Source organism: Neglectibacter timonensis (assembly GCF_900048895.1).
Lineage (GTDB): Bacteria > Bacillota > Clostridia > Oscillospirales > Acutalibacteraceae > Acutalibacter > Acutalibacter timonensis.
The window spans coordinates 392080-418167 of record NZ_LT160640.1; the positions used below are offsets into that span (position 1 = coordinate 392080).

Annotated in this window: 26 protein-coding genes; 12 read left to right on the top strand and 14 right to left on the bottom strand. The window is 49.5% G+C overall.

What is annotated here, in order from left to right:
* Nucleotides 1-3 precede the first annotated feature (3 nt).
* Complete coding sequence (locus BN3911_RS10715) at nucleotides 4-1050, top strand: aldose epimerase family protein (RefSeq protein ID WP_066865312.1); 1047 nt, start codon at nucleotides 4-6, stop codon at nucleotides 1048-1050.
* A 242-nt stretch (nucleotides 1051-1292) separates the two neighbouring features.
* Nucleotides 1293-1700 (top strand): bis(5'-nucleosyl)-tetraphosphatase, encoded by a 408-nt coding sequence (locus BN3911_RS10720; protein WP_066865315.1) that lies wholly within the window; start codon nucleotides 1293-1295, stop codon nucleotides 1698-1700.
* Between the two features lie 71 nt (nucleotides 1701-1771).
* On the opposite strand, the gene BN3911_RS10725 is transcribed toward BN3911_RS10720, so the two are convergent.
* Nucleotides 1772-3367, bottom strand: a complete 1596-nt coding sequence (locus BN3911_RS10725; RefSeq protein ID WP_066865318.1) for a peptide chain release factor 3 — start codon at nucleotides 3365-3367, stop codon at nucleotides 1772-1774.
* A 321-nt stretch (nucleotides 3368-3688) separates the two neighbouring features.
* Here BN3911_RS10725 and BN3911_RS10730 point away from each other — a divergent pair, with 321 nt between their 5' ends.
* From BN3911_RS10730 to BN3911_RS17390, 4 genes are all read left to right on the top strand, one after another.
* Nucleotides 3689-5755: a vWA domain-containing protein gene (locus BN3911_RS10730; protein ID WP_066865321.1), complete on the top strand. Its 2067-nt coding sequence runs from the start codon at nucleotides 3689-3691 to the stop codon at nucleotides 5753-5755.
* A complete protein-coding gene (locus BN3911_RS10735) occupies nucleotides 5721-6254 on the top strand; it encodes a signal peptidase I (protein WP_082942245.1) in 534 nt (177 codons plus the stop codon). The genes BN3911_RS10730 and BN3911_RS10735 overlap by 35 nt, the downstream gene beginning before the upstream one ends.
* Before the next feature lie 45 nt (nucleotides 6255-6299).
* Nucleotides 6300-6935 (top strand): hypothetical protein, encoded by a 636-nt coding sequence (locus BN3911_RS10740; protein ID WP_187127729.1) that lies wholly within the window; start codon nucleotides 6300-6302, stop codon nucleotides 6933-6935.
* 273 nt (nucleotides 6936-7208) lie between these two features.
* Complete coding sequence (locus tag BN3911_RS17390) at nucleotides 7209-7361, top strand: hypothetical protein (RefSeq protein WP_187127730.1); 153 nt, start codon at nucleotides 7209-7211, stop codon at nucleotides 7359-7361.
* A gap of 57 nt (nucleotides 7362-7418) precedes the next feature.
* Here the strand turns inward: BN3911_RS17390 and BN3911_RS10750 are convergent, their stop codons facing one another.
* Nucleotides 7419-7892, bottom strand: coding sequence for a divergent PAP2 family protein (locus tag BN3911_RS10750; protein ID WP_066865333.1), 474 nt, complete (start codon nucleotides 7890-7892; stop codon nucleotides 7419-7421).
* A 245-nt stretch (nucleotides 7893-8137) separates the two neighbouring features.
* Between BN3911_RS10750 and secG the strand changes: the two genes are divergently transcribed.
* The 3 genes from secG (at nucleotide 8138) to BN3911_RS10765 (ending at nucleotide 10517) form a co-directional block, all read left to right on the top strand.
* On the top strand, nucleotides 8138-8389 hold the full coding sequence (secG, locus tag BN3911_RS10755; RefSeq protein WP_066865336.1) for a preprotein translocase subunit SecG: 252 nt from the start codon (nucleotides 8138-8140) through the stop codon (nucleotides 8387-8389).
* A 101-nt stretch (nucleotides 8390-8490) separates the two neighbouring features.
* A complete protein-coding gene (locus BN3911_RS10760) occupies nucleotides 8491-9225 on the top strand; it encodes a GNAT family N-acetyltransferase (RefSeq protein ID WP_066865339.1) in 735 nt (244 codons plus the stop codon).
* 26 nt (nucleotides 9226-9251) lie between these two features.
* On the top strand, nucleotides 9252-10517 hold the full coding sequence (locus BN3911_RS10765; protein ID WP_066865342.1) for a methionine gamma-lyase family protein: 1266 nt from the start codon (nucleotides 9252-9254) through the stop codon (nucleotides 10515-10517).
* A gap of 86 nt (nucleotides 10518-10603) precedes the next feature.
* On the opposite strand, the gene BN3911_RS10770 is transcribed toward BN3911_RS10765, so the two are convergent.
* From BN3911_RS10770 to BN3911_RS10780, 3 genes are read right to left on the bottom strand one after another with little or no spacing between them, the layout of a single operon-like run.
* On the bottom strand, nucleotides 10604-10810 hold the full coding sequence (locus BN3911_RS10770) for a FeoB-associated Cys-rich membrane protein (protein ID WP_066865345.1): 207 nt from the start codon (nucleotides 10808-10810) through the stop codon (nucleotides 10604-10606).
* Between the two features lie 12 nt (nucleotides 10811-10822).
* Nucleotides 10823-12922, bottom strand: a complete 2100-nt coding sequence (gene feoB / locus BN3911_RS10775; RefSeq protein ID WP_066867793.1) for a ferrous iron transport protein B — start codon at nucleotides 12920-12922, stop codon at nucleotides 10823-10825.
* Nucleotides 12922-13146: a FeoA family protein gene (locus BN3911_RS10780; protein ID WP_066865348.1), complete on the bottom strand. Its 225-nt coding sequence runs from the start codon at nucleotides 13144-13146 to the stop codon at nucleotides 12922-12924. The genes feoB and BN3911_RS10780 overlap by 1 nt, the downstream gene beginning before the upstream one ends.
* A 170-nt stretch (nucleotides 13147-13316) precedes the next feature.
* Here BN3911_RS10780 and add point away from each other — a divergent pair, with 170 nt between their 5' ends.
* A complete protein-coding gene (add, locus tag BN3911_RS10785) occupies nucleotides 13317-14303 on the top strand; it encodes an adenosine deaminase (protein ID WP_066865351.1) in 987 nt (328 codons plus the stop codon).
* Between the two features lie 51 nt (nucleotides 14304-14354).
* Entirely contained in the window at nucleotides 14355-15575 is a 1221-nt protein-coding gene (locus BN3911_RS10790; protein ID WP_066865354.1) for a murein hydrolase activator EnvC family protein, read from the top strand.
* Nucleotides 15576-15633: 58 nt separating this feature from the next.
* Here BN3911_RS10790 and BN3911_RS10795 read toward each other — a convergent pair whose 3' ends face one another.
* From BN3911_RS10795 to BN3911_RS10810, 4 genes are read right to left on the bottom strand one after another with little or no spacing between them, the layout of a single operon-like run.
* A complete protein-coding gene (locus BN3911_RS10795) occupies nucleotides 15634-16545 on the bottom strand; it encodes a sugar phosphate isomerase/epimerase family protein (RefSeq protein WP_066865357.1) in 912 nt (303 codons plus the stop codon).
* A gap of 17 nt (nucleotides 16546-16562) precedes the next feature.
* Nucleotides 16563-17768 carry an amidohydrolase family protein gene (locus BN3911_RS10800; RefSeq protein WP_066865360.1) on the bottom strand — a complete coding sequence of 402 codons (1206 nt, stop codon included), beginning with the start codon at nucleotides 17766-17768 and terminating at the stop codon, nucleotides 16563-16565.
* Nucleotides 17765-18256, bottom strand: coding sequence for a GNAT family N-acetyltransferase (locus tag BN3911_RS10805; protein WP_066865363.1), 492 nt, complete (start codon nucleotides 18254-18256; stop codon nucleotides 17765-17767). Before BN3911_RS10805 ends, BN3911_RS10800 begins: the two co-directional genes overlap by 4 nt.
* Nucleotides 18249-19304 carry a mannonate dehydratase gene (locus tag BN3911_RS10810; protein WP_066865365.1) on the bottom strand — a complete coding sequence of 352 codons (1056 nt, stop codon included), beginning with the start codon at nucleotides 19302-19304 and terminating at the stop codon, nucleotides 18249-18251. The genes BN3911_RS10805 and BN3911_RS10810 overlap by 8 nt, the downstream gene beginning before the upstream one ends.
* 220 nt (nucleotides 19305-19524) lie before the next feature.
* On the opposite strand from BN3911_RS10810, the gene rd reads away from it, so the two are divergent.
* The gene (gene rd / locus BN3911_RS10815) at nucleotides 19525-19683 is read left to right on the top strand and encodes a rubredoxin (RefSeq protein WP_066865368.1); all 159 of its coding nucleotides are present in this window, start codon (nucleotides 19525-19527) and stop codon (nucleotides 19681-19683) included.
* 36 nt (nucleotides 19684-19719) lie between these two features.
* Here the strand turns inward: rd and coaW are convergent, their stop codons facing one another.
* The 5 genes from coaW to BN3911_RS10845 form a co-directional block, all read right to left on the bottom strand.
* Entirely contained in the window at nucleotides 19720-20571 is an 852-nt protein-coding gene (gene coaW, locus BN3911_RS10820; protein WP_066865370.1) for a type II pantothenate kinase, read from the bottom strand.
* Between the two features lie 56 nt (nucleotides 20572-20627).
* A complete protein-coding gene (locus tag BN3911_RS10825; protein WP_066865374.1) occupies nucleotides 20628-21992 on the bottom strand; it encodes a transglutaminase-like domain-containing protein in 1365 nt (454 codons plus the stop codon).
* 161 nt (nucleotides 21993-22153) lie between these two features.
* On the bottom strand, nucleotides 22154-22822 hold the full coding sequence (locus BN3911_RS10835; protein ID WP_256191480.1) for a V-type ATP synthase subunit D: 669 nt from the start codon (nucleotides 22820-22822) through the stop codon (nucleotides 22154-22156).
* Between the two features lie 6 nt (nucleotides 22823-22828).
* Nucleotides 22829-24202, bottom strand: a complete 1374-nt coding sequence (locus tag BN3911_RS10840) for a V-type ATP synthase subunit B (RefSeq protein ID WP_066865380.1) — start codon at nucleotides 24200-24202, stop codon at nucleotides 22829-22831.
* Nucleotides 24202-25974, bottom strand: coding sequence for a V-type ATP synthase subunit A (locus BN3911_RS10845; protein ID WP_066865383.1), 1773 nt, complete (start codon nucleotides 25972-25974; stop codon nucleotides 24202-24204). Before BN3911_RS10845 ends, BN3911_RS10840 begins: the two co-directional genes overlap by 1 nt.
* Nucleotides 25975-26088 lie beyond the last annotated feature (114 nt).

The following is a 26088-nucleotide window of genomic DNA, read 5'->3' on the forward strand; positions in this document are numbered from 1 at the left end:
ACGATGTCCATTGAGAAAAAAAGTTTTGGAACTCTTTCCGACGGCAGGGAAGTGACACTCTATACGCTGGAAAACAAAAACGGGCTGACTTTGGAAACCATCCCCTATGGCTGCCGGATTGTCAGGCTGCTGACCAAGGACCGCAACGGCGTGAAGGGTGACGTGGTTTTGGGTCACAATACTTTGGAAGAGTATTTAGGTGGCAATTTCCAGGGAACTTTTGTCGGCCGTTATGCCAATCGTATTGGAAAAGCGACATTCACACTCAACGGGAAGTCTTATCAGCTTGCTAAAAATGATGGAGAGAATACGCTGCATGGCGGTCCCGGCGGTTACCACCAGGTGCTTTGGAATGTGGATCAGGTGCAGGATGGGGACGAGCCCTCTATTGTTTTCTCTTATGTGAGCCCAGATGGTGACGAAGGGTATCCGGGAAAGCTTGAAATGACCGTTACTTATACCCTGACGGCGGACGATGGCCTTGCTATGGAATACCGGGCGGTTTCCGATCAGGAGACGCCCTTCAACCCCACCAATCATTCCTTCTTTAATCTTTCCGGCGATCCGCAGAAGGATGTACTGGATACCTCTCTGACCATTCACGCATCGCATGTGACTGAGGTGACGGATGACCTGATTCCCACGGGAAAGCTACTCCCGGTTGCAGGCGGACCTTTGGATTTTACTTCGGGTAAAAAATTGGGCGCCGATATGTTTTCAGAGGATCATTTGATTGCGCTGTGCGGCGGCTTTGACCACAATTTTTGTGTGGATGGCACGGGCTTCCGCAAGTTTGCCGAAGCTTGGGAACCGGAGAGCGGACGCGTAATGGAAGTGTTTTCCGATCTCCCCGGCGTGCAGCTCTATACGTTTAACCGTGCAGGCGGCCTGATGGGGAAAGACGGAAATCCGATGCGGCCGCATACTTCGTTCTGTCTGGAAACACAATTTTATCCTGACTCGGTCAATCATAAGGAATTTCCTTTCGCATTTTTAAAGCCTGGGGAGCAGTTTGTCTCAAAGACAGTGTATCGTTTCTCAGCAAAATAAGGTTTCGTGGGGGACTGCCCTATGCAGTCCCCCATGTTAATTCCATAGTGAGGGACTGCGGGTTCTCACGGTCTGTAAGAAAGCGAAGGAGGAAAGAGAACATCAGAATTCCTCCTTTGCATTTGTTCTAAAACCGTGGCTAGTCCGTCATCAGACTGATTTGGAATGTGCTGTTTGATAAGCTGGGGGACTGCCCTGTGCGGTCCCTTTTTTCATAGAGAAATAAGAGAGAAGGATCTGGCGTGAAAAAGGAAAAATCCTGTGGTGCAGTGGTCTATCGTGAGACCGGAGAACAGATAGAAATTTTGCTGATACGGCATAAAAACGGCGGGCATTGGGCGTTTCCGAAAGGACATGTAGAAAAAAAGGAAACAGAGGAAGATACGGCTTTACGGGAAATTCGAGAGGAAACCGGGCTGGAAGTTTTGCTGGATACAGGTTTTCGCAGGGTGGTTACTTATTTGCCGAAGCCCAATGTGAAGAAGGATGTAGTCTATTTTGCGGCACGCTTTCAGTCAGGCAGCCCCGAAGCCCAGCCTGAAGAAGTGATGGATATCGTATGGGCTTCTCCAGATAAGGCCCTTCAGCTGGTCACTTACCAAAACGATGTGGAAACGCTGGAAGCGTTTTTGGATTACGAGAAAAACTAGTTTGATCAAGAAAATTCAACAAAAAAGTCCTTCTGCAGAGACTCTCTGCAGAAGGACTTTTTTGTTGAAGATTATGACCGGCTGAATTCAGAGAGCAGCAAGCCCTCATTGTGCTCCAATGCCCAGTTGATACTCCATTGGTTGGAAAAGAGCAAAAGATATCTGCCTTTCGTATCCTGTACCTTTTTGGTATCGGAAGTCAAATTGAGTTTTTTTAACTCTATTTCCTCGTTGTCGATCCAGCGGATGAACTGGAAAGGAAGAGTCTGCATATAAATATCCACGTTATATTCGTTTTCCATGCGGTACTGGAATACGTCAAACTGCAGGGACCCCACTACGCCTACGATAATTTCCTCCATGCCGGAGTCGATCTCCTGGAAAATCTGAATTGCTCCTTCCTGAGCGATCTGTGTAGCGCCTTTGACGAATTGTTTTCGCTTCATGGTGTCCTTTTGGCGTACCAGACTGAACAGTTCCGGGGCAAAGGTTGGAATGCCCTCAAAACGGATCTTTTTTCCGGGAGAACATAGTGTGTCGCCTATTGAAAAGACTCCCGGGTCAAATACACCGATGATATCTCCGGCATAGGCCTCTTCAATGATTTCACGACTTTGAGCCATCAGCTGCTGGGGCTGGGAGAGCTTCATTTTGCGTCCGCCCTGCACATGCTCCACTTCCATGCCCTTTTCGAATTTGCCGCTGCAGATTCGGAGGAAAGCAATTCTGTCCCGATGGGCTTTGTTCATATTGGCTTGAATTTTGAACACAAAAGCGGAAAAGGCATCATCCTGGGGATCCACCACGCCATGAGAAGTTTCCCGGGATAAAGGGGGAGTGGTAAGCTTCAGGAAACTTTCCAGAAACGGTTCCACACCGAAATTTGTCAGTGCTGAGCCGAAAAAGACCGGGGAGAGCTTGCCGTGACGTACTTTTTCCAAATCAAACTCATAACCAGCCCCGTCAAGAAGTTCAACATCATCGGCGAGCGTCGTGTATAGGGAATCGCCTATGGCTTGCTTAAGAGCGGCATCCTCCACGGAAAAATCCTGTTCTTTTACCTCTTTCCGTCCCGCGTTTTCCCCTTCCGGTTCAAACATCAGCACCTCGCCTTTTTCCCGATCATATACGCCTTTAAAATCCACCCCCGAACCGATAGGCCAATTCATGGGATAAGTGCCAATACCAAGTTCTTTTTCGATATCGTCTAACAGATCGTAAGGGCTTAGAGAATCCCGGTCCATTTTATTGATAAAGGTGAAAATTGGAATATCCCGCATCACGCACACTTTGAAAAGCTTTCTTGTCTGAGCCTCCACGCCCTTGGAAGCATCAATAACCATTACAGCGGAGTCGGCGGCCATCAAAGTGCGGTAGGTATCCTCAGAGAAATCCTGATGTCCGGGGGTGTCCAAAATATTGATGCAGTAGCCGTCGTATTGAAACTGCATCACAGAGGAGGTCACAGAAATACCTCGCTGCTTTTCAATTTCCATCCAGTCCGAAACGGCATGGCGGGAATTTCGCTTTCCTTTAACCATTCCGGCCAGAGTGATAGCACCGCCGTAGAGCAGAAATTTTTCGGTCAGTGTTGTCTTACCGGCATCCGGGTGCGAAATGATCGCAAAGGTCCGCCGGCGTTCAATTTCTTTTTTGGTATCAGGCAATGGTAGCCTTCCTTTCTAAAAATCCAATTTATAGTTGAACTCAAAATGACATCGTCCGGTTACATGGGACTCTTCCTTTCTTTGGGGAGACCAGCAGTTGTAAGCAAAGCAGGGTAAGTTTGATAGGAAAGATGGGTCATTAAAACCAATTTTGCGGTTTGCCCTCTGTCCATGTCCCTACCGTGCTTATCCCCCATAAGAGACAATAAATTATAGCATATGGCCTGGAGAAATTCAAGAATCTCAGCCAGGCTTTGACAGATTTCTAAAGCCTTTCATGATAGGTTGGATGACATAGAAAATGAAAGGATGTGTATTGTAGTGAAGCAAACAGGAGGCAAACGGCGCCGCTGGAGAAAAGCTTGGTATGTGACAGTTTTAACCTTGGTTTTCCTGGTGTTCTCCTGTCAAAGCAATGTACAGGCTGTTGAGCTGGGGACTGTACAGTGCAGCAGAGAAGTAAAAAAAGTGGACAGTAAAGAACGACGCTATCATATGGAACTGAAGGTTTGGACAGAAATGTCTGACTACAAAAGCCATCAGCCACAGGATATTATCCTTCTTCTGGAAAACTCCTATTCCATGTCCTGTCTGGCCCAAGCGCCGGATGAAGACGATACAGTTTACCAGAAAGGAATCCCAACCCTCCATAAGATATCCGCCTCTCAGACTTTGTATACCGAGGTGGAAGGAGAATATTTACCTGTGGTTCTTAATGGAAACCAATGGCAGCTTCTCACTGGTAAGGCAAATGATGGAACGGTTTATGGAGAAGTGGTTGGAACCAGAGATCCCTTGCAAGGCGATATATTTACCCAGGATGTATTTGAAAAGTCAGAGTGTCCTACCAGGATGGAGCAGGCTAAAGAAGCGGCGAAACAGTTGATTCGTCAGACAGCGGAGTTTCTGCCTGGATCCAGGATAGGGCTGTTGTTTTTCGGGAAGTCTCTGTACTCAGCAAACAGCAGGGAACTCACAGAATCAGGCGTACAGTCCCTTTTGAAAGAAATAAGTGACTTTGGGAATGAATTTGGAGAAGGGTACTGTTACGCGGAGGCTCTTTCCAAGGTACAGGAGATGATAGAGGAACTTCAGATTACTGGGCAGAATCCCTGCAGTCTGATTACAATCACTGCTGGAGAGGCAGGATCTGAAAAGAAGGAAGATCCTTCAGGAGTTACAGCGGCGGCAGCATCTATGCAAGTTCTGAGAGAACAGGGAGTAAAGAGTCATGTTCTTTTGATGGGCAGCGGCAAGAGCGCCGAAAGCGATTGGTCAGCCCTGTGTTCGGCGCCGTTGGAAAACCATTACCGGGAGTGCTTTCAGGGGCAGCTTTTGGAAGAGATGGATCGTCTGTTTCGTCATATTGCAGACAGTACGACGGTCAGCGTAGTACAGGCGCTGGATACCCGGTTTCAGCTGACAGAAAAAGAATATGCCCGCCTGAGTCAGGAAGAAGTGTCCGTTATAGAAAAAGAGAACGGAGAAACCCTGATTGCCTGGGAGGCAGAACTTCCTTACAACAGTGAAAATCCTTGGAAAACAGAGCTGGAGTTTGAAGCAAAGAAAGATTTTCCCGGAGGCAACGATGTGGGGATGGATGGAGAAGAAAGCGGGATATATTGGGGAGAAAAACAAATTTCAAAATGTCCGGACATGGAAATAAACGTACCAATAAGAATCTCCCTGAAAGATATTGAGGACGATATCTTTCTAGGAGAAAAAGTAAAAACTACTCTGTTAAGACAAAATGTGGAAGAGAAGTTATTGGGGAATCTGATACCAAATTGGTATGGGAAAGGGGAGACTGGAACGATTTCTTATTCCTGGAAGAGAACGGATGGCAGTACGGTTGGTTCTCTCAAACAACTGGCTGAAATTCGTCCTGTCCGAGACCAGGAATTCTTGTTTGCAGTAACCTATACCCCCAAAAGCCAGGGAAACAATGCTGTCGGAGTTCCGGTACAGCAGACTTATAGCACGGGTAATTACACGGTTCACGTTGTTTCAGGTACAGTTTCGCTGGAAGTGCTGACGGACAGGCTTTCAGAAGAAGGCGGAATGCCTGTGTTTTCTCTGGAAAAGGATGATACTACGTTTTATCGTACAGCCCGTTTGAGCAGTCAAGAAAAGGAGGAATCCACGCTTTTCGTGGATTTTGCAGGATTGCCCTATGGAAAATACAGGTTGAAACAGATCAATCCCTTCTACAACAAAATCGATCAGGAATGCTGGCTGGGGATTTGCTCGAAAGACGACACACTGGATTTGGGGCGAAATGTGTGTGATATGGAAATTAAACTGACTGCGACGCCGTCTGAGGCAGGTGAACTGAATTACAGTGTGGATACATATGGTGAAGTGTTTCGGGTGGAATCCGGGAGGTGAAGAGAAGATAACCCATAAATTGGTTTCTACTTGCATGACAATACTGACAATACTGACAGTATTGATTATAGGTGTGTTTTCAACACCCTATCTTTTTGGTTTTCGGGTTTTTGCCGTTGTCAGCGGGAGTATGGAGCCTGTATACCACGTTGGGGCTCTGATTTTTACAGAGCAGGTGACGCCGGAGGAAATCCATACTGGAGACTGTATCACCTATACCTATGGCTCCAATACGGTTACGCACCGTGTGATACGTGTCGACAGGAAGCATGGGGATTTTATAACCCAGGGGGATGCCAACAGTACAGTTGACGATCCGGTTTCCTTCAGCAGACTGGTTGGTAAAACCATGGATTTTTCCATTCCTCTGCTGGGATATCTTGTCATATGGCTGAAACGGACAAATGATAAGCTAATTTTTTTCTTAGCTATGGTTGTAATCCTGTTGATTATAGTCAATGGGGTGTTATTTCATAAAAAGGAGAATCACAAAGAATAAAATGGCTGCTTCTGTCTTATTCCGCCGGTACGAAATTGATTTGATATGTGGAAAGGTGATGAGAAAAGTATGAATTCAAAAATCAGGCTGCTTCTTTGCGTACTGCTTGCAGCGCTGCTTGTCTCACTGACCGGGCTGACGTTCTCTTCTGTACAGGAAAATTCTCTGTATGAAGCCGGCAAATTGGAAGCGTCAATAAGATGTAAGAAGATGGACGGAGATTCAGGGATTCCGGTCTTGGAGGCAAATTCGGTTTTAAAGCGGGAAACCTGGATAGAAAATACGGGGGGAAATCCATGTTACATTCGGATAAAGGTTTGTATTCCACAGGCCGAAGGTGTTGACATCTTGGAACTTGGTACTCTTGTCAATGATTTCTTTCTTCCCCTGGATTTTTCGGAAAATACCGGACGGAACAAAACAGGGGAATATTGGACAAAAGAGGGTGAATACCTATACTACAGAAACCGCAGCACGCAGAATATCCTAATGCCCCAAAAAGAAACGCCTCCGGTCTATTCGGCCATTCGGCTGAATCCGGATTTGACATCAGAATTTTTAGCGCAATGGACAGATTGTGAAATTCCGATTTTCATACAGGCCATACAAACCGGCGTCTTTGAAACTGAAGATAGAGCTTGGGAAGCTTTTGATCACTTAGAGGGAAAAAACGACGCTTAAGCCTGGGCGGAAGCCGGATTTTGGCCTTATGAAAGCTCAGTGAGCCTGCACACATCCGGTGAAAGGAAGAGGATGCATGTATCTTGCCTATATCGCGGTCTATGTTGTACTCGCAGTGGCGGGCTGTTGGTTGTTTGTCGTTGTCAAAAAGCGGATAGGCAAATAGGAATAGGGAACACTAGAGTTATGATTTGGTTGTAATCGAGGTGAGTAAGGATGCGGGAACAAAAGACACAGCAAGATCATAATTTTTCCGAAGGCCCTGAGATTCCCATGGGATTAGGCATGGCATTGGCGCAGAATTTGAATGCTATGAACAGATTTGCCTCTTTGCCAGAGGAGAAGCGGCGGGAGATTATCGCACATACCCATGAAATACAATCTAAAAAAGAGATGCGGGCTTATGTGGATTCCCTGTTCTCTTAATACGTTGAAGAAGGAGCGGAACCACATAGGTTCCGCTCCTTCTTCAACATGAATCCTCTATCTTAAAAAATGTGCGATCACAGCTATGGCAAAACCCAGCAGCGCACCACAGATTACCTCGATAACGCGGTGGCCCAGGGATTCATTCAGCCGGGGAATAAGCTCCTGCAGGGTTTGTTTCCCTTTCTCTTCATCGTCTTTTTCCAAATACTCCACAATCTGGTTGATGGCCTTGGCATGAAGACCTGCAGCCCAGCGAACGCCGGTGGCGTCGTACATAACAATAAGGGCAAATACAAAAGATAAGGCAAAAATAGGAGAATTGAAACCATAGAGATAATAGGAGGTCAGCAAAACAGAACAGGTTACAGCAGAATGGGAACTGGGCATTCCTCCCGCGCCAGCCAGACGATGTCTGTCGAACTGCTTATGCTTAATGAAATCCAGAAGTGTTTTGATCAGCTGTGCGCTGATCCATGCAATTACACTTACATTGATAAGATCATTGGAGAGGAGAAAGGAAAAATCCATAGATGTTCCGCCTTACCGAAAAGAATATGTTCTTTATTAGATTCTAGCTGTTCTGCATTCCTGTGTCAACTAAAATCGATGAAGCTTTGGATATAAGGGTTATTCTTTCTGTTTTGGCGGTATACAATGCAAAAACGGCAAAAAATTAATTCTCTCTCTTGCCAAATAGCCTATTTTATGGTATGATGATACTCGCTGTTTAAGTGAGTTTTGAGAAGATTTGGTTCAGGAAGGAATGGAATAAAATGAACGTTGTGGAGATCGTATTTGGAATTGTGTTGCTGCTGTTTGCCGTAGCCATCATCTTGGTAGTTCTGCTGCAAGAGGGAAGCCAGAAGAATGTGGGTGTCATCACCGGTGGTGCAGATACTTTCCTTTCGAAGAATAAGGCCCGTTCTGTAGATGCGTTTTTGGCCCGCTGGACCAAGTTCATTGCAGTTGGTTTTTTTGTCTTCGTCATCATTATGAACGCAATTATGTACTTCACTGGAAAGTAATCGGATAGAAAACCGTGTGCCTCGCGAAGTGCGAGGCATTTTTTTCTCTGTCTTGAAAATTGGCTGGAATTCATCTTGCCCTTTGCAGAAAGGAAGTTGCTATGATTGCGATGATCGAAGAGGAAAAACAGAAACAGCGCCTTTTGCAGGCTTGCGGCAAAACAGCGTTTGGCTGCAAAATAGCAGCGATTGCTTTGGCCTATGGTCTGGATAAGAGTTTTGCTTGTTTTTGGATGGATACGGAGACAGATGTAGTCTACTGTATGGTAGACGGTTTGATGATACTCTCCGGCACAGTGTTGAAGGAAAAAGAAAGCAGGGAATTTCTGCGGGCCGTTGGAGCACAGGCGGTTATGTGCGCAGTGCGGAATGCTGAAGCTCTCTCGCTTTCTGTCGGAAACTCTGGCGATGTTCTGAAGAAGGTCATCTCTTCAGAGGGGAAAGCAGCAGTTCTGAGTACGGAAGTCAATATTAGAGACATTTACGGTCTTTTGGAAGAAACCGGAATGGCTGATGAATTTGAACCCTTCTATCTGGATCTCTCCCATAAGCTCAGGCATGAGGCGGCATTGGCAGCGACGGAATACCGAAACGGCGAGCTTTGCGGCTGCGCCCTGGTTTCGTCCATCGACGGCCATGCGGCAATTCTGTCCTCTGTGGCGGTAAAGGAAGCGTACCGGCGGCAGGGAATCGGCTCTGAACTTGTCAAAAGGGTGGAATCTTACTTTCCGGGAAAGGTCATTTATGCCCTAAGGGAGAAGGATAAGAACAGGGAATTTTATCGCTCTCTGGACTATGCCAAGACGGATACCTGGGTATACGCAAAACTGCATTGATAGGATAAGCTGTTGGAGGTAGCAAGATGTTTCCCTATTTTAATATAGATACAAAACTGCTGGAGGCTTCAGAGAAAGCAGAGACCAGAGCGCAGCCTTATTTTCAGAAAATCGAGGAAGTGCAGCGCTATAACCAGCAGAAAATGCTGGCGGCTTTTACACGGGCAGGCGTCAGCGAAAGTCATTTTGTAGGCAGTACAGGCTATGGCTACGGAGACCGTGGCCGGGACGTCTTAGATCAAGTGTATGCCTATGCATTTGAAGCTGAAGACGCTCTGGTGCGCCACAATTTTGTCAGCGGCACCCATACGCTTACTGTGGCCTTATTCGGAATGCTCCGCCCCGGCGACAAAATGCTCTGTGTTACAGGAACTCCTTATGACACCATTCAGGGAGTTATCGGCCTTCCAGGAAGGGAAGAGAGCGGTTCTTTAAAAGAATTTGGAATTTCCTATGAGCAAATTGATCTGCTGCCGGATGGAACCCCTGATTATGAAGAGATGGAACGCCGCATTTCGCCGGAATTCCGTATGATATATATCCAGCGTTCGCGGGGTTATAGCCTAAGGCCGTCTCTCTTTGTGCGAGAGATTGAACGGATCGCCGAAATTGCAAAGCGGAAGGCGCCGGAGTGCATTGTCATGGTGGACAACTGCTACGGAGAATTTGTGGAGCGGGACGAGCCCCTGACTCACGGCGCAGATATTATGGCTGGATCACTGATCAAGAATCCGGGCGGAGGGATTGCCCCCACAGGCGGATATATAGCCGGAAGAAAAGATTTGGTGGAACTGTGCTCTTACCGCCTGACCACTCCGGGAACCGGCCGTGAGATCGGCTGCACACTGGGAAACAACAGGGAATTATTCCTGGGCGCGTTCCATGCTCCACATGTGACTGGAGAAGCGCTCAAAACGGCGGTGTTTGCTTCCGCGCTGTTTTCTGAACTGGGTTTTGATGTCACACCTCGTTTTGACGAGCCCCGGGCAGATATCATTCAGGTTGTGATGCTGCGGGAAAAGGCCGCTTTGGTTGCATTTTGCAAAGGTGTACAGAAAGGCGCTCCTGTAGACTCCTTCGTTGTTCCGGAGCCAAGTCCTATGCCTGGATACGACAGTGATGTCATCATGGCTGCGGGGGCGTTTACCTTAGGGGCGTCCATCGAACTTTCTGCAGACGCACCCTTGCGGGAGCCTTATGCCGCCTGGATGCAGGGAGGACTGAATTATCACAGCGGTCAGCTGGGCATGCTGCTTGCTGCTCAGGAGATGTTGGAGGAAAAGCTGGTTTGATAGTTAAAAGACCTCTGTCCGGCGGGAGAGAAACCCGCGGGCAGAGACCTTTTTTTGCTGTCATCACCGTTAAATCAGGATAGATATCAAGCCTGTCGAATGTTTTTATCTTGATTTTTATTCATTTGAGTATGACTATTTTTACTGTAGGCAGAGCAGCCCGAACAGCAAGAGCAGCTTCCTCCACAGCAGGATTTTCCGCTTTTTTTGTCCTTCCAAAGCTTGCGGACAGAGAAAAAAAGTGCGGCGGCCAGTAAAATACAGAGTAAAACGGTAGAAAAGACCTGCGGCATAATTGCCTCCTTTCAGACGATAAGCAGACCGATATGGTAGACAAGAAACGTGACAACCCAAGCCACGGCAATCTGGAACAGGGCTGTCAGTCCAGTCCAACCCCAGCTGCCGGTTTCTTTCTTGATGGTGGCCAGTGTGGCGGCACAGGGAATGTAGAGCAGGGAAAAGGTCATCAGGGCATAGGCGTTTAGTGCGCCGAAGCCAATGGAACTCAAGGTTCCCATAAACGCAGACATGCCTGCGTTGGAAGTGATGTTGGAGATGCCGAAGAGCACCGCACAGCTGGAGACCACCACTTCCTTGGCGGAGATACCGGCGATCAAAGCCACTACTATCTGCCAATATCCCAGACCAATAGGAGCAAAGAAGGGAACAATCCATTTTCCGAGCAGAGAACCGTAAGTCTGTGACATATCCGCGGAATAGCCGGAGGGACCGAAATTCAACAGGAACCACATGAGTATGGAAGCGATAAAGATGACAGTGCCAGCTTTGGTCAGATAATCTTTTACCTTTTCCCAAACATAAATGGCGATAGTCCTCGCGCTGGGAGCCTTGTATTCCGGCAGCTCTATCAGCAGGGAATTTTCACGGGTTTTCTTCCGATCGAGCAGATGCATAAAAAAGGCAGAAAGCACTGCCACTACCAGTCCCAGCAAATACATTGAGTATGCAACCAGCAGGGCTTTCTCCGGGAAGAACATTTCCGAAAAGAGAACGTAAATGGGAAGCCGGGCGCTGCAGGACATAAAAGGTGTAATCAGCATGGTCTTGTAGCGGTCCCGCTTATTTTCCAGTGCCCTGGATGCCATAATAGCGGGTACGCTGCAGCCAAAACCTAAGATCATGGGGATGAAAGAACGGCCGGATAATCCCAGTTTCCCCATGATTCCGTCCATTACATAGGCTACCCGGGACATATAGCCGCTGTCCTCCAGAAAGGCCAAAGCCAGAAACAGAATAAAAATATTGGGCAGAAAGGTGAGAATTCCCCCTACACCGGTGATAATGCCGTCTACAATCAATGAAATAAGCATAGGGGCGGTATTGATTGCCTGAAGGGAGGAGAGTACGGCGCCGGAAAACAAATCCAGTCCCATTTCGAAGAAGCCCTTGAGCCAATCTCCCACCGTAAAGGTAAGGAAAAAGACCAGTGCCATGATACCAAGAAATATGGGAAGGCCCAGCCAGGTATTGGTCAGGACGTTGTCGATTTTATCAGTAAAGACTTCTTTCTTTTCTTTATTTACCAGCACTTCCTGGATGATCTCATCGATAAAATCGTATTTCTGATTGATAATCTCCTGTTCATAGCTACGGTCCAGAATATCCGGACGGTCAATAGGACATTGTTTCAGAACTTCCTTGTCGGATTCCAGCAATTTGATGGCGTACCAACGGGGATTCCTGAGCGAGGGATACTTATCGCGGAGTACTTCGAGAAGCTGGTCGATCTTATTCTCGATTTCATCGCTGTACACCATTGTGTATTCCTGATGGTGATGATGGTGATGGTGATGATGGGAATGCCGGGTTTGTGCAGTTTGCGAGCGCCCGCGCTCCGGGATACCCGCAGACGAATGATGATGGTGAATCAGGGGCATATCCTCCCGGTGGTCCTTATGGTGCGAAGCTGCATGCATCAGAATATCAAGACCTGTTTTACGGCGCGCCGAAACTGGGATGACAGGAATGCCCAGCATCTCAGGCAGACGATGCGTGTCGATCTCCATGCCCCGTTTTTCTACAATATCCATCATATTTAAAGCCAAAATAACTGGCTTCCCCAATTCGATGAGCTGAAGGGTGAGGTAAAGATTTCGTTCCAGCGCGGAAGCGTCTGCCACATCGATGATGACGTCCACATCGTCGCTGAGTATGTACTGCCTGGAAACCTGCTCTTCCATGGTATAAGAGGTGAGACTGTAAGTGCCGGGCAGGTCGACCAATTTGTATTCATGGTCGTGATATTGAAAACGGCCTTCTTTCTTTTCAACGGTAACGCCGGGCCAGTTGGCAACCTTCAGGTTGGCTCCGGTATAGGCATTAAAAAGCGTTGTCTTTCCGCAGTTTGGATTTCCCACGAATCCGATGGAAAGTTCATGCGCCATCATACATCACCCCTGACTTCGATATGGGATGAAATGCCGCTTCCGAGGGCGAAACGTGTGCCCCGAACTTTGATGATCATCGCGCCCTTCCGTTTTTTCCTCATGACAGAAACCTTGCTGCCGGTGATCAGCCCCAGAGCTTCCAGCCTGCGCTCCAGTTCGACCGGCAGTTCTGTTTTTTCCACAAGATATTGGGATCCTGAGGTCCCTTCCTGCAATGTCATAGACGCCCCTCGCAATCAGATATTTCGAAAAAATATGATACTAAAAAGTTAGCACAAACTAACCATCTTGTCAATGGTTTTTGCATTTTTTCTCATTTTTCATGCTTTTCTAATATTTTATGTTATAATAGATGTGATTTTTCAATGAAATAGGAAATGGAGAGCTGTTCATGGTAGAATTACATCTGCATCTGGATGGTTCGCTGTCGCCCCGGGTGGTTTGGAAGCTGGCCGAGCTTCAGGGGATTAGCCTTCCGGCAAACAATCTGCAGGAGTTGGCAAAAGCGTTGATTGCCCCGCCGGACTGCAGAAGCCTGAATGAGTATCTCCTCTGTTTCGAGCTGCCTAAATTGGTTCTGCAAAGCGCGGAAGCCCTACAGCTGGCTGTTGAGGAATTGATAGGTTCACTGGCGAGAGAAGGTATTCTCTATGCGGAGATCCGCTTTGCTCCGCAGTTGCATACTGTTCGGGGGCTGACCCAGGAGGATGCGGTGAGAGCAGCCTTGTGCGGACAGGAAGCCGGATTGAAGAAAAATGCAAAAATATCTTCACAGCTCATCTTATGCTGTATGCGGGGCGGGGGAGACGAAGAAAATGAGGAGACTCTGCGTATAACAGAAAAATATCTGGGGCATGGCGTCTGCGCGGCGGACCTGGCAGGGGCGGAGGCCCTGTATCCTACGGTGAGATATCGAAAGCTTTTTGCCGGGGCCGCTGCCCAAGGAATCCCCTTTACTATCCATGCGGGCGAGGCCGGAGGGCCTCAGGAAATCCTGGAAGCGGTGTCCATCGGGGCAAAACGTATTGGCCATGGGGTGAGGGCAGCGGAAGATCCGGCAGTGATAGAACTGCTATTAGAACGAAAAATCCCTTTGGAACTCTGCTATAGCAGCAATCTGCAGACAAAGGCAGTCAGAACTCCTTCCGATTTCCCGCTGCGCGGGTATTTGCAGAAGGGGTTGTGCGTGACGGTGAATTCGGATAATAGAACGGTTTCCGGAACCACGCTCAACCGTGAATACTCTCTGCTGAGAGAGTTGGGGCTGACAGCATCCGAAGAAAATCATCTTCTATTTTATGCGGCAGAGGCAGCTTTTCTGCCGGAACGGGAAAAAGCTGAGCTGATGCGAAGGATCCGGGAAAAATGTTTATCCTGAGAGAGTGTGCCGGAGCATTCGGATTTCAGAGAGATGAGAGGAGAATTTAGCATGCAACGAAAGAGAAAACGGTTTTTCCGGGTCATGACGGCGCTGCTGGCTTTATGGCTGGTCCTGCCCTCCGGAGCGATTGCGAAGACTATTGAGGAAGTGGAGGCAGCGCAAGAAAAGCTGCGGCAGGAAAAGGAAGAACTGGAAGAAAAAATTGAGATTCTGAAATCAGATGAGGAAAAGCTTTTGGAATATCAAGAAGCTTTGGAAGAAAAAATTTCTTTAACTGAGCAGAAAATCGATACTTCTCGGGAATCCATTCAACTGATGGACTCCCGCATTGGAGAGCTGGAGCAGCGCCTTGCGGAATCTAAAAAAGAGTATGAGGCCACACTGGCCTTGTTCGCGGAGCGGATTAAGGCGCTCTATATGACCGGAGATGCCGGTACGCTGGAAATTTTGCTGAATTCCACCAGTATTGCCGATTTCTCCATGAAAATGGAAATGACTGCTGCAGTTGCCCGGCACGATCAGGCTCTTTTAGACAAAATAGAGGAGTATTTGGAGAAGACCCGCCAAGACAGAGAGGACCTGGCAAAGATGCGGGAGTCGGAAACCAATGCAAAGCGGGAGCTGGAGGCTGCACAAAAAGAGCTGACGTCCCTTCATGAGGAAAATAATGTGGTAATTGCGGATTTGGAATCTCAACAGCTTGCAGCACAGGATGTCATTGCACAGAATGAGGAGGAGGACGCTGCGCTGGAAGAGGAGCTGCAGGCGCTCATTGAACAGCGCAATGAAGAGGAGCGCAAACGCAGAGAGGAAGCAGAGAAAAACACAGCGAATGGAGGCGGAGGAGATGTACCTCCGGTCACTCCGGGCATGAGTGATTCCTTTCAGCCTATCTGGCCGCTGCCCGGCATCAGCTACGGCAATATCACAGGCCATTTCGGTGATATGTACGATAATGGACCCCACAATGGTTTGGATATTGGCGCCGACTATGGAACTCCAATTGTGGCTGCGCAGGCGGGGCAGGTGATCAGCGCGGAATATCATTGGTCCTGGGGCAATAATGTGCTTATCTGGCATAATCAGGATTACTCTACACGGTACGCTCACTGCAGTTCATTAGCGGTAACACCGGGCCAGTATGTTGAGCAGGGACAGACGATCGGATATGTGGGGAATACAGGCTATTCATTTGGCTATCATCTCCATTTTGAGGTGTATTACGGCGGAAGCCGGGTGAATCCGGATCCTTATTTGGGAATTTATTGAGATGAAAAGAGACGTGCCGCAGAATTCAGCTTCTGCGGCACGTCTCTTTTGCGGTTTATCAATCGAGAATCATCAATTCACGGATGTACTTAATGGTGTAGCGAAGGCCTTTGTCTCCTTTTTCCCCCTGCCAGGTCTGGGAATGCGGTTCAATGGCCAGATAACCGTCATATCCGTATTTATACAAAATGGCAAAAAAGGCTCTCCAATTGATCACATCAATACCCGCGGGCGGATTGTCATACCAGTTGTTTTTTTGGTGCATCATCTGCGCCAGAAATTCTTCTTTCAGTTCAGGATGCCTCTCCATGAAACTGTAATTTTTCCACATATCAGGTTCCTGTGATTCGCCTCTCTGAATTACGCCTTTGATATGGCAATATTTGAAATGATCGCCCCACTCCAGGCCCTCTTCCAGATAGGCTCCCTTCTGGCCGCCGTGGACAAAGCTGTGAGAGGGATCATATTTGATTCCCAGCCCAGGTACCTCGCTGAGTACAAGCTTCCATTGCTCTGGGGTACGGATGTAATTTCCTCCCATCATACAGTTGACAATGGCACATTCCATGCCCTTCTCTTTTGCATAGGCCACAATTTGATTGAGAACTTTAATGGCGGCGGTAATGTTCTGGTAATAGGAGAGTTCTTCCACATAGGCTACGCTGCAGAGATAATACTTGGCGCCAAGGTAAGCGCCGAAATCAATGACGCGCTTTACCGCTGTCCATTCTTCCTGAATTACGGCTCCTGTCCTGTCCAGAATACGGCTGGCCCAGCGCCCTACGGCGCCTACCTCCACACCGGTCCGCCTGCTTTCCTCCTTCAGCGTTTCCCTGCTGTTCCAAAGCTCTTCTACAGGCCGTCCAAAATATTCGACGGGATTGCAGTCGAATTCCACAAAGTCGAGCCCCAACTCCTTGGCGCGCTCAAAGCATCCGCTTTCCGGCTGCATGATAATGCCCAGTTTCACGAAAATTCCTCCTTTAGTTATTCCTTATTTTTATGATAGAGCCGTTCAGCATTGACGGTGAGAATCCTCTCACAGAGTTCTTTGGCACGTTCCAAAGAGAGAAGGCCGGTTTCAATCCGCTGTGAGAGCACCTCTGCCAGCACTTTGCGTACGGCCAGTAAAGCACCCAGACTGTCCTCGGACATCCAGGTGTCGCAGCCCCAGGAAATCCGATCGGCACCGCAGATATCCAAAACCTCTGAAAGCAGACGTTCCGCTGCTGCGGTAGAGATGATAGGAAGCCAGCAGAGATCAACATAGACGTTTCGGAAGGAAAAGGCCAGTCCGCACAGATCATCCAGCCAGGGATAGCTGCCATGGAACAGGACAAATTTTGTGTGCGGATTCCTGCGTATGGCTTCGGTCAGATACCGGCAGTTGCTCTTCTGCATCTTTCCCAAACCGGTGTGAACCTGCAAGGGTATGTCGAGCCCGGCGCAGATTCTGCAGATTTCCTGGAAGATATAGTTCTGGAAATGGAAGATATCCTGTTCTGTGGGATCGGCAGACGCAAAAGCTTTTTGAGCATCCTCTTTGGACGCAGCTTCAAAGTCCAGACCGCGGTCATAAGCGGAAGCGCATTTGAAGGCGACACAGCCGCTTTCTGCGGCCTCTTCCATTTTTCTCTGCACCTGTTCCACATAGCGATCAAAGTCTCCAAAAAATTTCCAGCCGTAATTTTGATAAGGATTGTTTCCATTGTGATCTGCGGCAGTGAGATTGTAGCCGTACAGGAATTGGTTGATGCGGTAGGTGCGCTCAAAAACAGGTGAGTCGGTGCGTTTTTCGCCGGGGTTCCAATAGGCGTCCACAATCACATGTTGGTAACCGCAGTTCTGCTCCAGAATTCTGGTATGGTGCGACGGATCCTGATAAGCAGCCCGGACAGCCTGATCTGTTTTCTCCCAATTTTCGGGGCTCAGAGGGTCGGGAATTCCGTAGATTTCCGTGAGCGCCCGACTTATCCAGAGATAGAAGGAACGGTCACGGAAACGCCGGTAAAAGTCCTCTTTGCCGGGGACACCGCAGTCCTCCCATTCTTCATTCAGGTAGGAGTGGGCTAGCAGATAGTCAAGCCCTACGTCAGTCAGCTGTTCTGCGGGCAGGTGGTGGGAATGGGTGTTATAGACAGGAATCCCTTTGAGATACTCTTCCAGGATTTGAAAAGTTTCTTCCTTTTTCATGTTGTTTCTCCTTCCAGCTTCATGTCCATCACGAAAGACCGCAGGGTCATTCCGCATTTTTCGTAAAATTTCCGGGCACTTTCATTAAAAGCCCACACCATCAGCTCCAGATGCTCTGCACCGAAACGCTTTGCCCTGCAAAGAGCTTCCTCGTACAAGGCTGTTCCCACACCTTTCCGGCGGAATTCTCCCAAGACAAGGATGTCATCGACGTGTGCGCTCTTTTGGGGCAGCAGTATGGGGTTTGGGGAGGACTCACACAGCAGCAGGTCACACATACCCGCAGGTTTTCCCTTCCATTCTGCAAGGAACAGCTCCCGGTGGGAATCTTGTATCATCTGGGAGAACTCTGCTCTGGAACAGGGATGGGCAAGTTCGGCAAAGAGATCGGGCCGGGCCTGCTGGTGCATCCGGTGCAGGGCGCTCTCCATTACGTCGAACAGCGGGTAATCCTGAACTGTCATGGTTCTGATTGAGATTTCACACATGGTTTATTTCCTTCTTTGCGGCTTCAAACAAACCGTTGAGGTAGGCGGCTCCCAGAGCGCGGTCATAGAGGCCGTAGCCTGCCCGGCCAGTTTCGCCCCAAATCATTCTGCCATGGTCTGGGCGGACAAATCCATCGAATCCATTTTCACACAGAGCCTTCACAATAGCATACATGTCAAGAGAGCCGCAGCTGCTAAGATGAGCGCGCTCCTCGAAGCCGTTTTCAAGGATCTGTACGTTTCGCAGATGGACAAAGTGGATCCTGCCCATTCCAGCATACTTGGCCGCCAGCTTCGGCACATCGTTTTTGGGAGAGCAGCCCAGGGAGCCACAGCACAGGGTAAGCCCGTTGTGAGGATCATCTACCAGCTTCAGGAACCGGTCCAGGTTTTGCTCTCCTGTCAAAATGCGGGGCAGGCCAAAGATGCTCCAGCAGGGATCATCCTGATGCACGGCCATATTGATATTTGCTTCTGCGGCCACAGGGATTACCCGCTCCAGAAAATAACGGAGATTCTCCCAAAGATCCTCCTCGGTTATTTCCTGATATTGGGAGACAATTGCCCGTAACTCTTCTCGCGTATAGCTGGCGTCCCATCCCGGCAAAGTCAGATCGCTGTCGCTTTTCAGCGGATTCACCTGATCCACCTGTTCCGCATAATAGACCAGAGATGTGGATCCATCGGGAAGCATATGATCCAGCTGCGTTCTGGTCCAGTCGAAGACAGGCATGAAGTTATAACAAACACATTGTACACCAGCTTCTCCTAAACGCCGAATATTTTCACAGTAATTTTCAATAAACCAGTCTCTTGAGGGCTTTCCGAGCTTGATATCCTCATGGACAGGCACGCTTTCAATGACATCGAAGGAAAGCCCGGCCTCTTCGGTCAGAGTTTTCAGCCGGGCAATACTGTCCCTGCTCCAGACCTCGCCTACTGGCACATCGTACACAGCGGTGACGATGGACTGCATGCCCGGGATTTGTCGAATATTTCTCAGGGTTACCGGATCGTCTTCTCCATACCAGCGGAAAGATAATTTCATTGTTTCAACGCTCCCCTAACAAAATTTATAGCCAAATTTATCATACCATAGAATCAAGATTCCCGCAATGAGGCTGGATCAAAAGAGTTTATGGGGAGAAAATAGGTAGTGAAAAAAATAATTAAATATTTCTAATGAAGAATAAAAAAAGTAAAAATGTGGAATATTATCTACTGCAAGGGATATCCCTGACATTATCAAAAGAAGGAGGACGTTGACAATGGATGTTTATGTCTGTGACATCTGCGGTTACCGCTATGACCCTGAGGTGGGGGATCCGGATAACGGAATTGCTCCCGGCACCAGATTTGAAGATATTCCAGAGGACTGGGTTTGCCCGATCTGCGGTGTGGCAAAGGATCAGTTCTCCAAGGAATAAAGTTTTTTTAAAGAATGAAGAAAGTGCATTCCCGTTTTAGGAATGCACTTTTTTTCCGTCATCTTTTTCATGGAAAAATTGTATGACAGCACCAATCGCTGTGGCGTATTCGGCGTTTTCGGGTATCAGGAATGTCGTTCCGTGCAGGGATCCCACTTCTTCCAGAATCCGTTTTGCGGAAGGGAGTGTGGCGAGGGTTCCCACAGCGGCGATGGTTTTATTCTCCCAGTCGAGACAGGAAAAACAAGCCAGAACGCCGATCGTCTGGAAGACCAGATTGACCAATCCCGCTGCCAGATCAGCCTTTGCGGCATGGGAATGCAGTTTTCCAAAGTTTGCCGCAGTGACTTCGGGGGAGAGGCTGGCGACGGAACCGGCGCTGATGTCACCCACCAGCAGATCCACCTGGCTTAAATTTCCCCTTTCTGCCAGTTCAGCGGCAGCAGATACCTGGGTCTCATTCAATAGCTGGCGGGAAAGCCCTGCAAGAGTCCCACCGCCGACGCCGCTTCCGCCCAAATGCCGGTAGCCGCTGCGTTCTGCCCGGACAAAAGCAGTACCAGTTCCCATACTGACTACAGTGGCTTCTTTGAGACCACAGAGCGTAAGGCCTCCGCATCCAATAGCAGAGAACTCATCCACCTTATAGGTGGGAATGCCGTAGATATCTTCCCGGATATGGGTAGAGCCTACTCCTGTGAGTACAATCTCTGAAATCTGTTCCAAGGGCAGGCTGTTTTCGTAGAGCAGTTTACCCACAGCACCATATAACGAAGTGATCTGATCCGGTGTTTCGACCTGAAGGGAAGCAAGCAGCTGCTTCCTGTCCAGAAGAGCTGCAATTTTTGTTGTAGAACCGCCGATGTCGATGCCCAGTGTTACCTCCATGTTTGACGGTCATCCTTTCTTTACAGCAATATGATACATTTGAAAGCGGAGTAAAGTCAGGGATTGCGCCGCATCTCCAGCAGCTCCCAACTGGCCTCCAGTTCGTTCCAGAGCAAACCGTGGCCGTCATATTCCGCCTCGCCCTTCTGATTATCGTATGGATCGGAGCGAAGCTGCATTTTGGGAGGATCAAAAGCTTTTTGAAATTCAGAGTTGGCCACCATGCGGAAGGGATCCAGATTGCCGAAATAGTGCTCCTGTTTTTCGAAGTTCCCTGACCGGTAACCGCTGCCGCCAAAGGAGGGGTCGGCAAAGAGCCAGCCGTAGGGCGCAATATAGAATTGGGCCCAGTCATGACAGCCCTGGGAATAGGGTGTAACAAAGAGTCCGGACTGCCAGCGTGCCGGGATTCCTGCGCAGCGGCAGAGTGTGATAAACAACAGCGCTTGTACGCCGCAGTCCCCTTTTTGATTCAGCGCGGCATATTCAGGAATCTGAAGGATGGTAAAGTATTCCCTCATATAGGAGTAGGTGACGGCCTCTGTGCAATATTTGTAGAACTGCCGGGCCAAAAGAAGGGGATTGGTCTCTCCGCCGCTGAGTTCTGTACAAAGTTTCCGGATGGTGGGCGTAAAAACGATGTGCGGGGATTGTTCTTCCGTACAGAAATTCGGCTGGGCTGAGGAGACCTGCGCAGCATCCGGCATGGTGTAAGTCACACAGGCGTCATATTCGTATTCCACAGTGAAGGGGATATTTTTATCTGGAGTGCATTCAAAATAGGCAGTGCGCTGCGGCGCATCAGGAGCGGAAATATGAAACGCTTCGGGAGAGCATGCCAGAAGCTTCACGTTTCGCATATTTTCAGCTTCTTTTGGAAGCGGCAGATGGACCTTCAGCAACTCACCGGGCCGAAAGGCTTGGTCGTCGATCGCAAGAGAGGCCTTCAGGCGAATGTGCCAGGAATCAGAACCTTTTTCTTTCATCCATGCAAGCGTGTTTGACAACAGCTGCTTTTCAGAAACTGTATCCGCTTCCTTTATACCTGCCCTTCGGGAAATATCGGGATGGACTTTCAGCAGGGTCTCGTAAAATCTGCGGGATAGGTATGGTTTGCCTTCGCGGTAGATCCAATCCACAGCGCCGCTGTCCTCCAGGGAAAGGAGCTCATCTTCGGTGAAGTCAGGAATGTCTTTCCGGATCAGGCGCAAAGCCTCCGGTTCGCTGTAACAGTAATCCAGCGGCAGGCGCAGCAGGATTTCCTGCTCCAAAGCAAGCCGCTCTCTCAGAAAAGCCGGGGTCTTGGGATTCTGCAGGCGTTGGGCTATCAGCCGCCCGGCCCTTGCAAAATCGCCGCACCATTTTGCCTTTTCAATATCTTCGGGCAGCTGCGTTTCCAGGCAGCAGATATCATCAAGCATTGTAAATTCCCTCCTTAATGTCTTTGCGTTTCATTATAGCCGGATAAGCCCGGAAAAGCAAGAAAAAGGGTGCTCTGCTGCATCTTGCAGCAGAGCACCCGGATCCGTAAAACACGGAGAGGCTCTCCGTGCTCAGCCGGAACTTGTCGAAATAACTTTGCCTATCCGTTGAGATAATCCTCATATCCATGCGCTTCCTTGAGCATCATATCCTTTACTTTCATCAGGCGGATCTGAGTGGAACGCTCGTTTTCATCCAGCTTCATGGTGATATATTTGATGTTTTCTTGCAGCTCCGGGATCATCACATGCTCCAGGGCATTGACCCTGCGGCGTGTCTTTTCGATCTCCGCGGCCATCAGCTGGCAGGCTTTTTCACATTCCGCAAGTTTAAGCATGTCGGGGAATATATCGGACAGAGATTTCACAGCTCCGTCCAGATCACTGGAAGTAAAAGCAAAGCCATAGGAATAGATATCATTTTCGTCAGGAGTACGTGTTTTAAAGGTGAACTTCGGGATATCCACGCTCATGACGTTTTCTGTTTCGCTTTCCAGCGTGACTTTCTGTTTCGGAGCAAGCAGCGCAGTATTGAGCACTTCGTCCTGCATGCCGGCCCTGGCCAGCAGAAAGTTCTTGTTGGCTGCCTGGATCCCGTTTTCCACACGTTCACGAAGGCGTTTGTTCTCTCTCACCTTATCCAGAAACTGCCGCATAAGCTCGTCGCGTTTATCTTTCAGGAGCTTATGACCCCGGGTTGCGGTGACAAGCTTTTTTTTCAGCCTCGTCAGCTCCATCCGGGTGGGATTTACCTGTGTGCGTCCGGCCAAGGGTCATCACACCTTTCCGTAGTACTGGTCGAGGAACTTATCATTGATCCGCTTCAGTTCGCTTCTGGGCAGAATTGAAAGAAGCTTCCAACCCAGATCCAACGTTTCCTCGATATCCCGGTTTGTGCTGTATCCCTGGGAGACGTATTCACTTTCAAAGGCGTCGGCAAATTTAGCGTACAGCTTGTCGATTTCCGTCAGTGCGGCTTCTCCCAATACCACCATCAATTCCTTTGCTTCTTTGCCTCGCGCATAGGCGGCAAACAGCTGGTTCATAGTGCTGGCATGGTCTGCCCGGGTTTTGCCGTCTCCTATTCCTTTATCCTTCAAACGGGACAGAGAGGGGAGAACGTCGATGGGCGGAGAGACATTTTTACGGTAAAGCTCACGGCTCAGAATAATCTGACCTTCGGTGATATAGCCGGTCAGGTCGGGAATGGGGTGGGTTTTGTCATCCTCCGGCATGGAGAGGATGGGTATCAAAGTAATGGAACCGTTTTTCCCTTTCTGCCGTCCGGCCCGTTCGTACAGGGAAGCCAGGTCTGTATACATATATCCGGGATATCCGCGCCGTCCGGGAACTTCCTTCCGTGCTGCGGAAACCTCACGCAGGGCGTCGGCATAGTTGGTAATGTCGGTGAGAATAACCAGTACATGCATATTTTTTTCAAAGGCAAGATACTCCGCTGCGGTCAGAGCCATACGTGGAGTGGCAATACGTTCCACAGCAGGGTCGTTCGCAAGGTTTACAAACATCACCGTTCGGTCGATGGCCCCTGTTTCCTTGAAGCTCTGAATAAAATAGTCGGATTCCTCAAAGGTGATACCCATAGCGGCAAAGACAACGACAAAGGGATCGTTGGTACCGCGCACCTTGGCCTGGCGCGCAATCTGTGCGGCCAGCTGGGCATGGGGCAAACCGCTGGCGGAGAAGATAGGAAGCTTCTGTCCGCGCACCAGAGTGTTCAGGCCGTCAATGGCGGAGACGCCGGTCTGAATGAATTCCTGAGGATAATTCCGGGCGGCGGGGTTCATGGGCAGGCCATTGATATCTGCGCGGCGGTCGGGCAGGATATCCGGGCCGCCGTCAATCGGGCGGCCCAGACCGTCAAAGACTCTTCCCAGCATATCTTCACTGACGCCCAGTTCCATACTGCGGCCTAAAAAACGAACCTTGCTGTTGGAAAGGTTGATACCGGTTGAATTTTCAAACAACTGTACCAGGGCGTTGCCCTCGTTGATTTCCAACACCTTGCAGCGGCGTTTTTCCCCACTGAAAAGCTCGATTTCAGCCAGCTCGTCATAGGTGACGCCTTCCACGTTCCGCACCAGCATCAGAGGACCGGCTACCTCCTGAATGGTTCTGTATTCCTTTGGCATCAGAAGTCCTCCTTTTTCTGCGAAGCGTCATAAATTTCCTGATCGATCTGGCTGGATACCTGCTCGAAGGTTTCCCGTACCTGATCGGGGTCAGTATATTTGAAGCGTCCGATCTGCTCCCGTACCGGCAGGGAAATCAGAGTCTCAATATCCATTCCGCCGGAGAGAGCGGCCTGCGCCTTCTCATAGTACTGGACGATCAAAAGCATCATGTCATGCTGTTTTTCCAGAGAGGTGTAGGTGTCCACCTCGTCAAAGGCATTCTGATGCAGAAAGTCTTCACGGATGGAGCGCGCCGCTTCCAGCTTCAGCCGGTCGGGCGAAGAAAGGGCATCCATACCTACGAGCTGTACAATTTCTTCCAGTTCTGCCTCATCCTGCAGCAGGCGCATAAGCTTTGTACGCAGCTCTACCCAGTCCGGGGCCACATTGGCATCGAACCATTTTTCCATGGTGTCGAGATAAAGGGAATAGCTGGTGAGCCAGTTGATGGCCGGAAAATGCCGCTTGTAGGCCAATGAGGAATCCAGGCTCCAGAATACCTTGACAATGCGAAGCGTGGCCTGAGAGACAGGCTCGGAAATATCGCCGCCAGGAGGGGAGACGGCCCCAATTACAGAGAGTGCGCCTTCTCTTTCTCCGCTGCTCAGCGTGATGACCCGTCCTGCCCGCTCGTAGAATTGGGCCAGGCGGCTACCCAGATAGGCAGGGTACCCCTCTTCACCGGGCATCTCTTCCAGACGACCGGACATTTCACGGAGCGCTTCGGCCCAACGGGAGGTTGAGTCAGCCATCAGAGCGACAGAATACCCCATGTCCCGGAAATATTCCGCAATGGTAATTCCCGTGTAAATGGAGGCTTCACGGGCAGCCACGGGCATATCGGAGGTGTTGGCAATCAGCACGGTGCGTTTCATCAGAGAATACCCGGTTTTAGGGTCTACCAGTTCCGGGAATTCGTTTAGAACGTCCGTCATCTCATTGCCGCGCTCCCCGCAGCCGATGTAGACGACGATGTCTGCTTCCGCCCATTTGGCCAGCTGGTGCTGCACCACGGTTTTGCCGCTGCCGAAGGGACCGGGCACGGCTGCCACACCGCCTTTGGCAATGGGGAAGAGGGTATCGATGACCCTCTGGCCTGTGATCAGAGGCATATCGGGGGAAAGCTTACGAAGGTAAGGCCGTCCTCTGCGCACCGGCCATTTCTGCATCAGGCCAATTTCCCTTTCTCCGCCGTCTGGCGTTTCCACGACGGCGACAGTTTCCGTGACGGTAAAATTACCGCCGCGGATTTCCTTTATGGTGCCGAGTACCCCTGGCGGAATCATGATTTTGTGAGAGACGATCTCCGTCTCCTGAACCGTACCGATGATATCTCCGGCGCTGACTGAATCTCCGACTTTTACAGCGGGCACAAAATCCCAGGCCACATCCCGCTTCAGGGAAGGAACTTCCACGCCCCGCTGCAGGTTGTTTCCTGAAATTTTCATGATTGCGTCCAAAGGACGCTGAATTCCATCATAAATACTGCTGATCAGGCCGGGCCCCAATTCCACGCTCATGGGTTCTCCCGTGGACTCCACAGGAGTGCCCGGTCCCAGTCCGGAGGTCTCCTCATAGACCTGAATGGAGGCCTCGTCGCCATGAATTTCTATGATTTCGCCGATCAACCGTCTGTCGCTGACACGCACAACGTCGAACATATTGGCGTCACGCATGCCTTTGGCGATGACCAGAGGACCGGCCACTTTTTTGATGGTGCCTTTGCTCATGTTTGTGACCATCTTCCTTTCTCCGGGCTGCGGCAGGTAAAACTCTGTCCCAATGGGCCGCCCGTTTCTTTCTGTTTTCCATTGAAACAGCAGCTGGCTTTCCCAATTTGGGAA

Excerpts from the sequence above, each read along its gene's own strand:
- BN3911_RS10715 (WP_066865312.1), top strand. The coding sequence starts at position 4 with ATGTCCATTGAGAAAAAAAGTTTTGGAACTCTTTCCGACGGCAGGGAA.
- BN3911_RS10735 (WP_082942245.1), top strand. The coding sequence starts at position 5,721 with ATGGTGAAGTGTTTCGGGTGGAATCCGGGAGGTGAAGAGAAGATAACC.
- BN3911_RS10740 (WP_187127729.1), top strand. The coding sequence starts at position 6,300 with ATGTGGAAAGGTGATGAGAAAAGTATGAATTCAAAAATCAGGCTGCTT.
- BN3911_RS17390 (WP_187127730.1), top strand. The coding sequence starts at position 7,209 with ATGGGATTAGGCATGGCATTGGCGCAGAATTTGAATGCTATGAACAGA.
- BN3911_RS10750 (WP_066865333.1), bottom strand. The coding sequence starts at position 7,892 with ATGGATTTTTCCTTTCTCCTCTCCAATGATCTTATCAATGTAAGTGTA.
- secG (WP_066865336.1), top strand. The coding sequence starts at position 8,138 with ATGAACGTTGTGGAGATCGTATTTGGAATTGTGTTGCTGCTGTTTGCC.
- BN3911_RS10760 (WP_066865339.1), top strand. The coding sequence starts at position 8,491 with ATGATTGCGATGATCGAAGAGGAAAAACAGAAACAGCGCCTTTTGCAG.
- BN3911_RS10765 (WP_066865342.1), top strand. The coding sequence starts at position 9,252 with ATGTTTCCCTATTTTAATATAGATACAAAACTGCTGGAGGCTTCAGAG.
- BN3911_RS10770 (WP_066865345.1), bottom strand. The coding sequence starts at position 10,810 with ATGCCGCAGGTCTTTTCTACCGTTTTACTCTGTATTTTACTGGCCGCC.
- feoB (WP_066867793.1), bottom strand. The coding sequence starts at position 12,922 with ATGGCGCATGAACTTTCCATCGGATTCGTGGGAAATCCAAACTGCGGA.
- BN3911_RS10780 (WP_066865348.1), bottom strand. The coding sequence starts at position 13,146 with ATGACATTGCAGGAAGGGACCTCAGGATCCCAATATCTTGTGGAAAAA.
- add (WP_066865351.1), top strand. The coding sequence starts at position 13,317 with ATGGTAGAATTACATCTGCATCTGGATGGTTCGCTGTCGCCCCGGGTG.
- BN3911_RS10790 (WP_066865354.1), top strand. The coding sequence starts at position 14,355 with ATGCAACGAAAGAGAAAACGGTTTTTCCGGGTCATGACGGCGCTGCTG.
- BN3911_RS10800 (WP_066865360.1), bottom strand. The coding sequence starts at position 17,768 with ATGAAAAAGGAAGAAACTTTTCAAATCCTGGAAGAGTATCTCAAAGGG.
- BN3911_RS10805 (WP_066865363.1), bottom strand. The coding sequence starts at position 18,256 with ATGTGTGAAATCTCAATCAGAACCATGACAGTTCAGGATTACCCGCTG.
- BN3911_RS10810 (WP_066865365.1), bottom strand. The coding sequence starts at position 19,304 with ATGAAATTATCTTTCCGCTGGTATGGAGAAGACGATCCGGTAACCCTG.
- rd (WP_066865368.1), top strand. The coding sequence starts at position 19,525 with ATGGATGTTTATGTCTGTGACATCTGCGGTTACCGCTATGACCCTGAG.
- coaW (WP_066865370.1), bottom strand. The coding sequence starts at position 20,571 with ATGGAGGTAACACTGGGCATCGACATCGGCGGTTCTACAACAAAAATT.
- BN3911_RS10825 (WP_066865374.1), bottom strand. The coding sequence starts at position 21,992 with ATGCTTGATGATATCTGCTGCCTGGAAACGCAGCTGCCCGAAGATATT.
- BN3911_RS10840 (WP_066865380.1), bottom strand. The coding sequence starts at position 24,202 with ATGCCAAAGGAATACAGAACCATTCAGGAGGTAGCCGGTCCTCTGATG.
- BN3911_RS10845 (WP_066865383.1), bottom strand. The coding sequence starts at position 25,974 with ATGAGCAAAGGCACCATCAAAAAAGTGGCCGGTCCTCTGGTCATCGCC.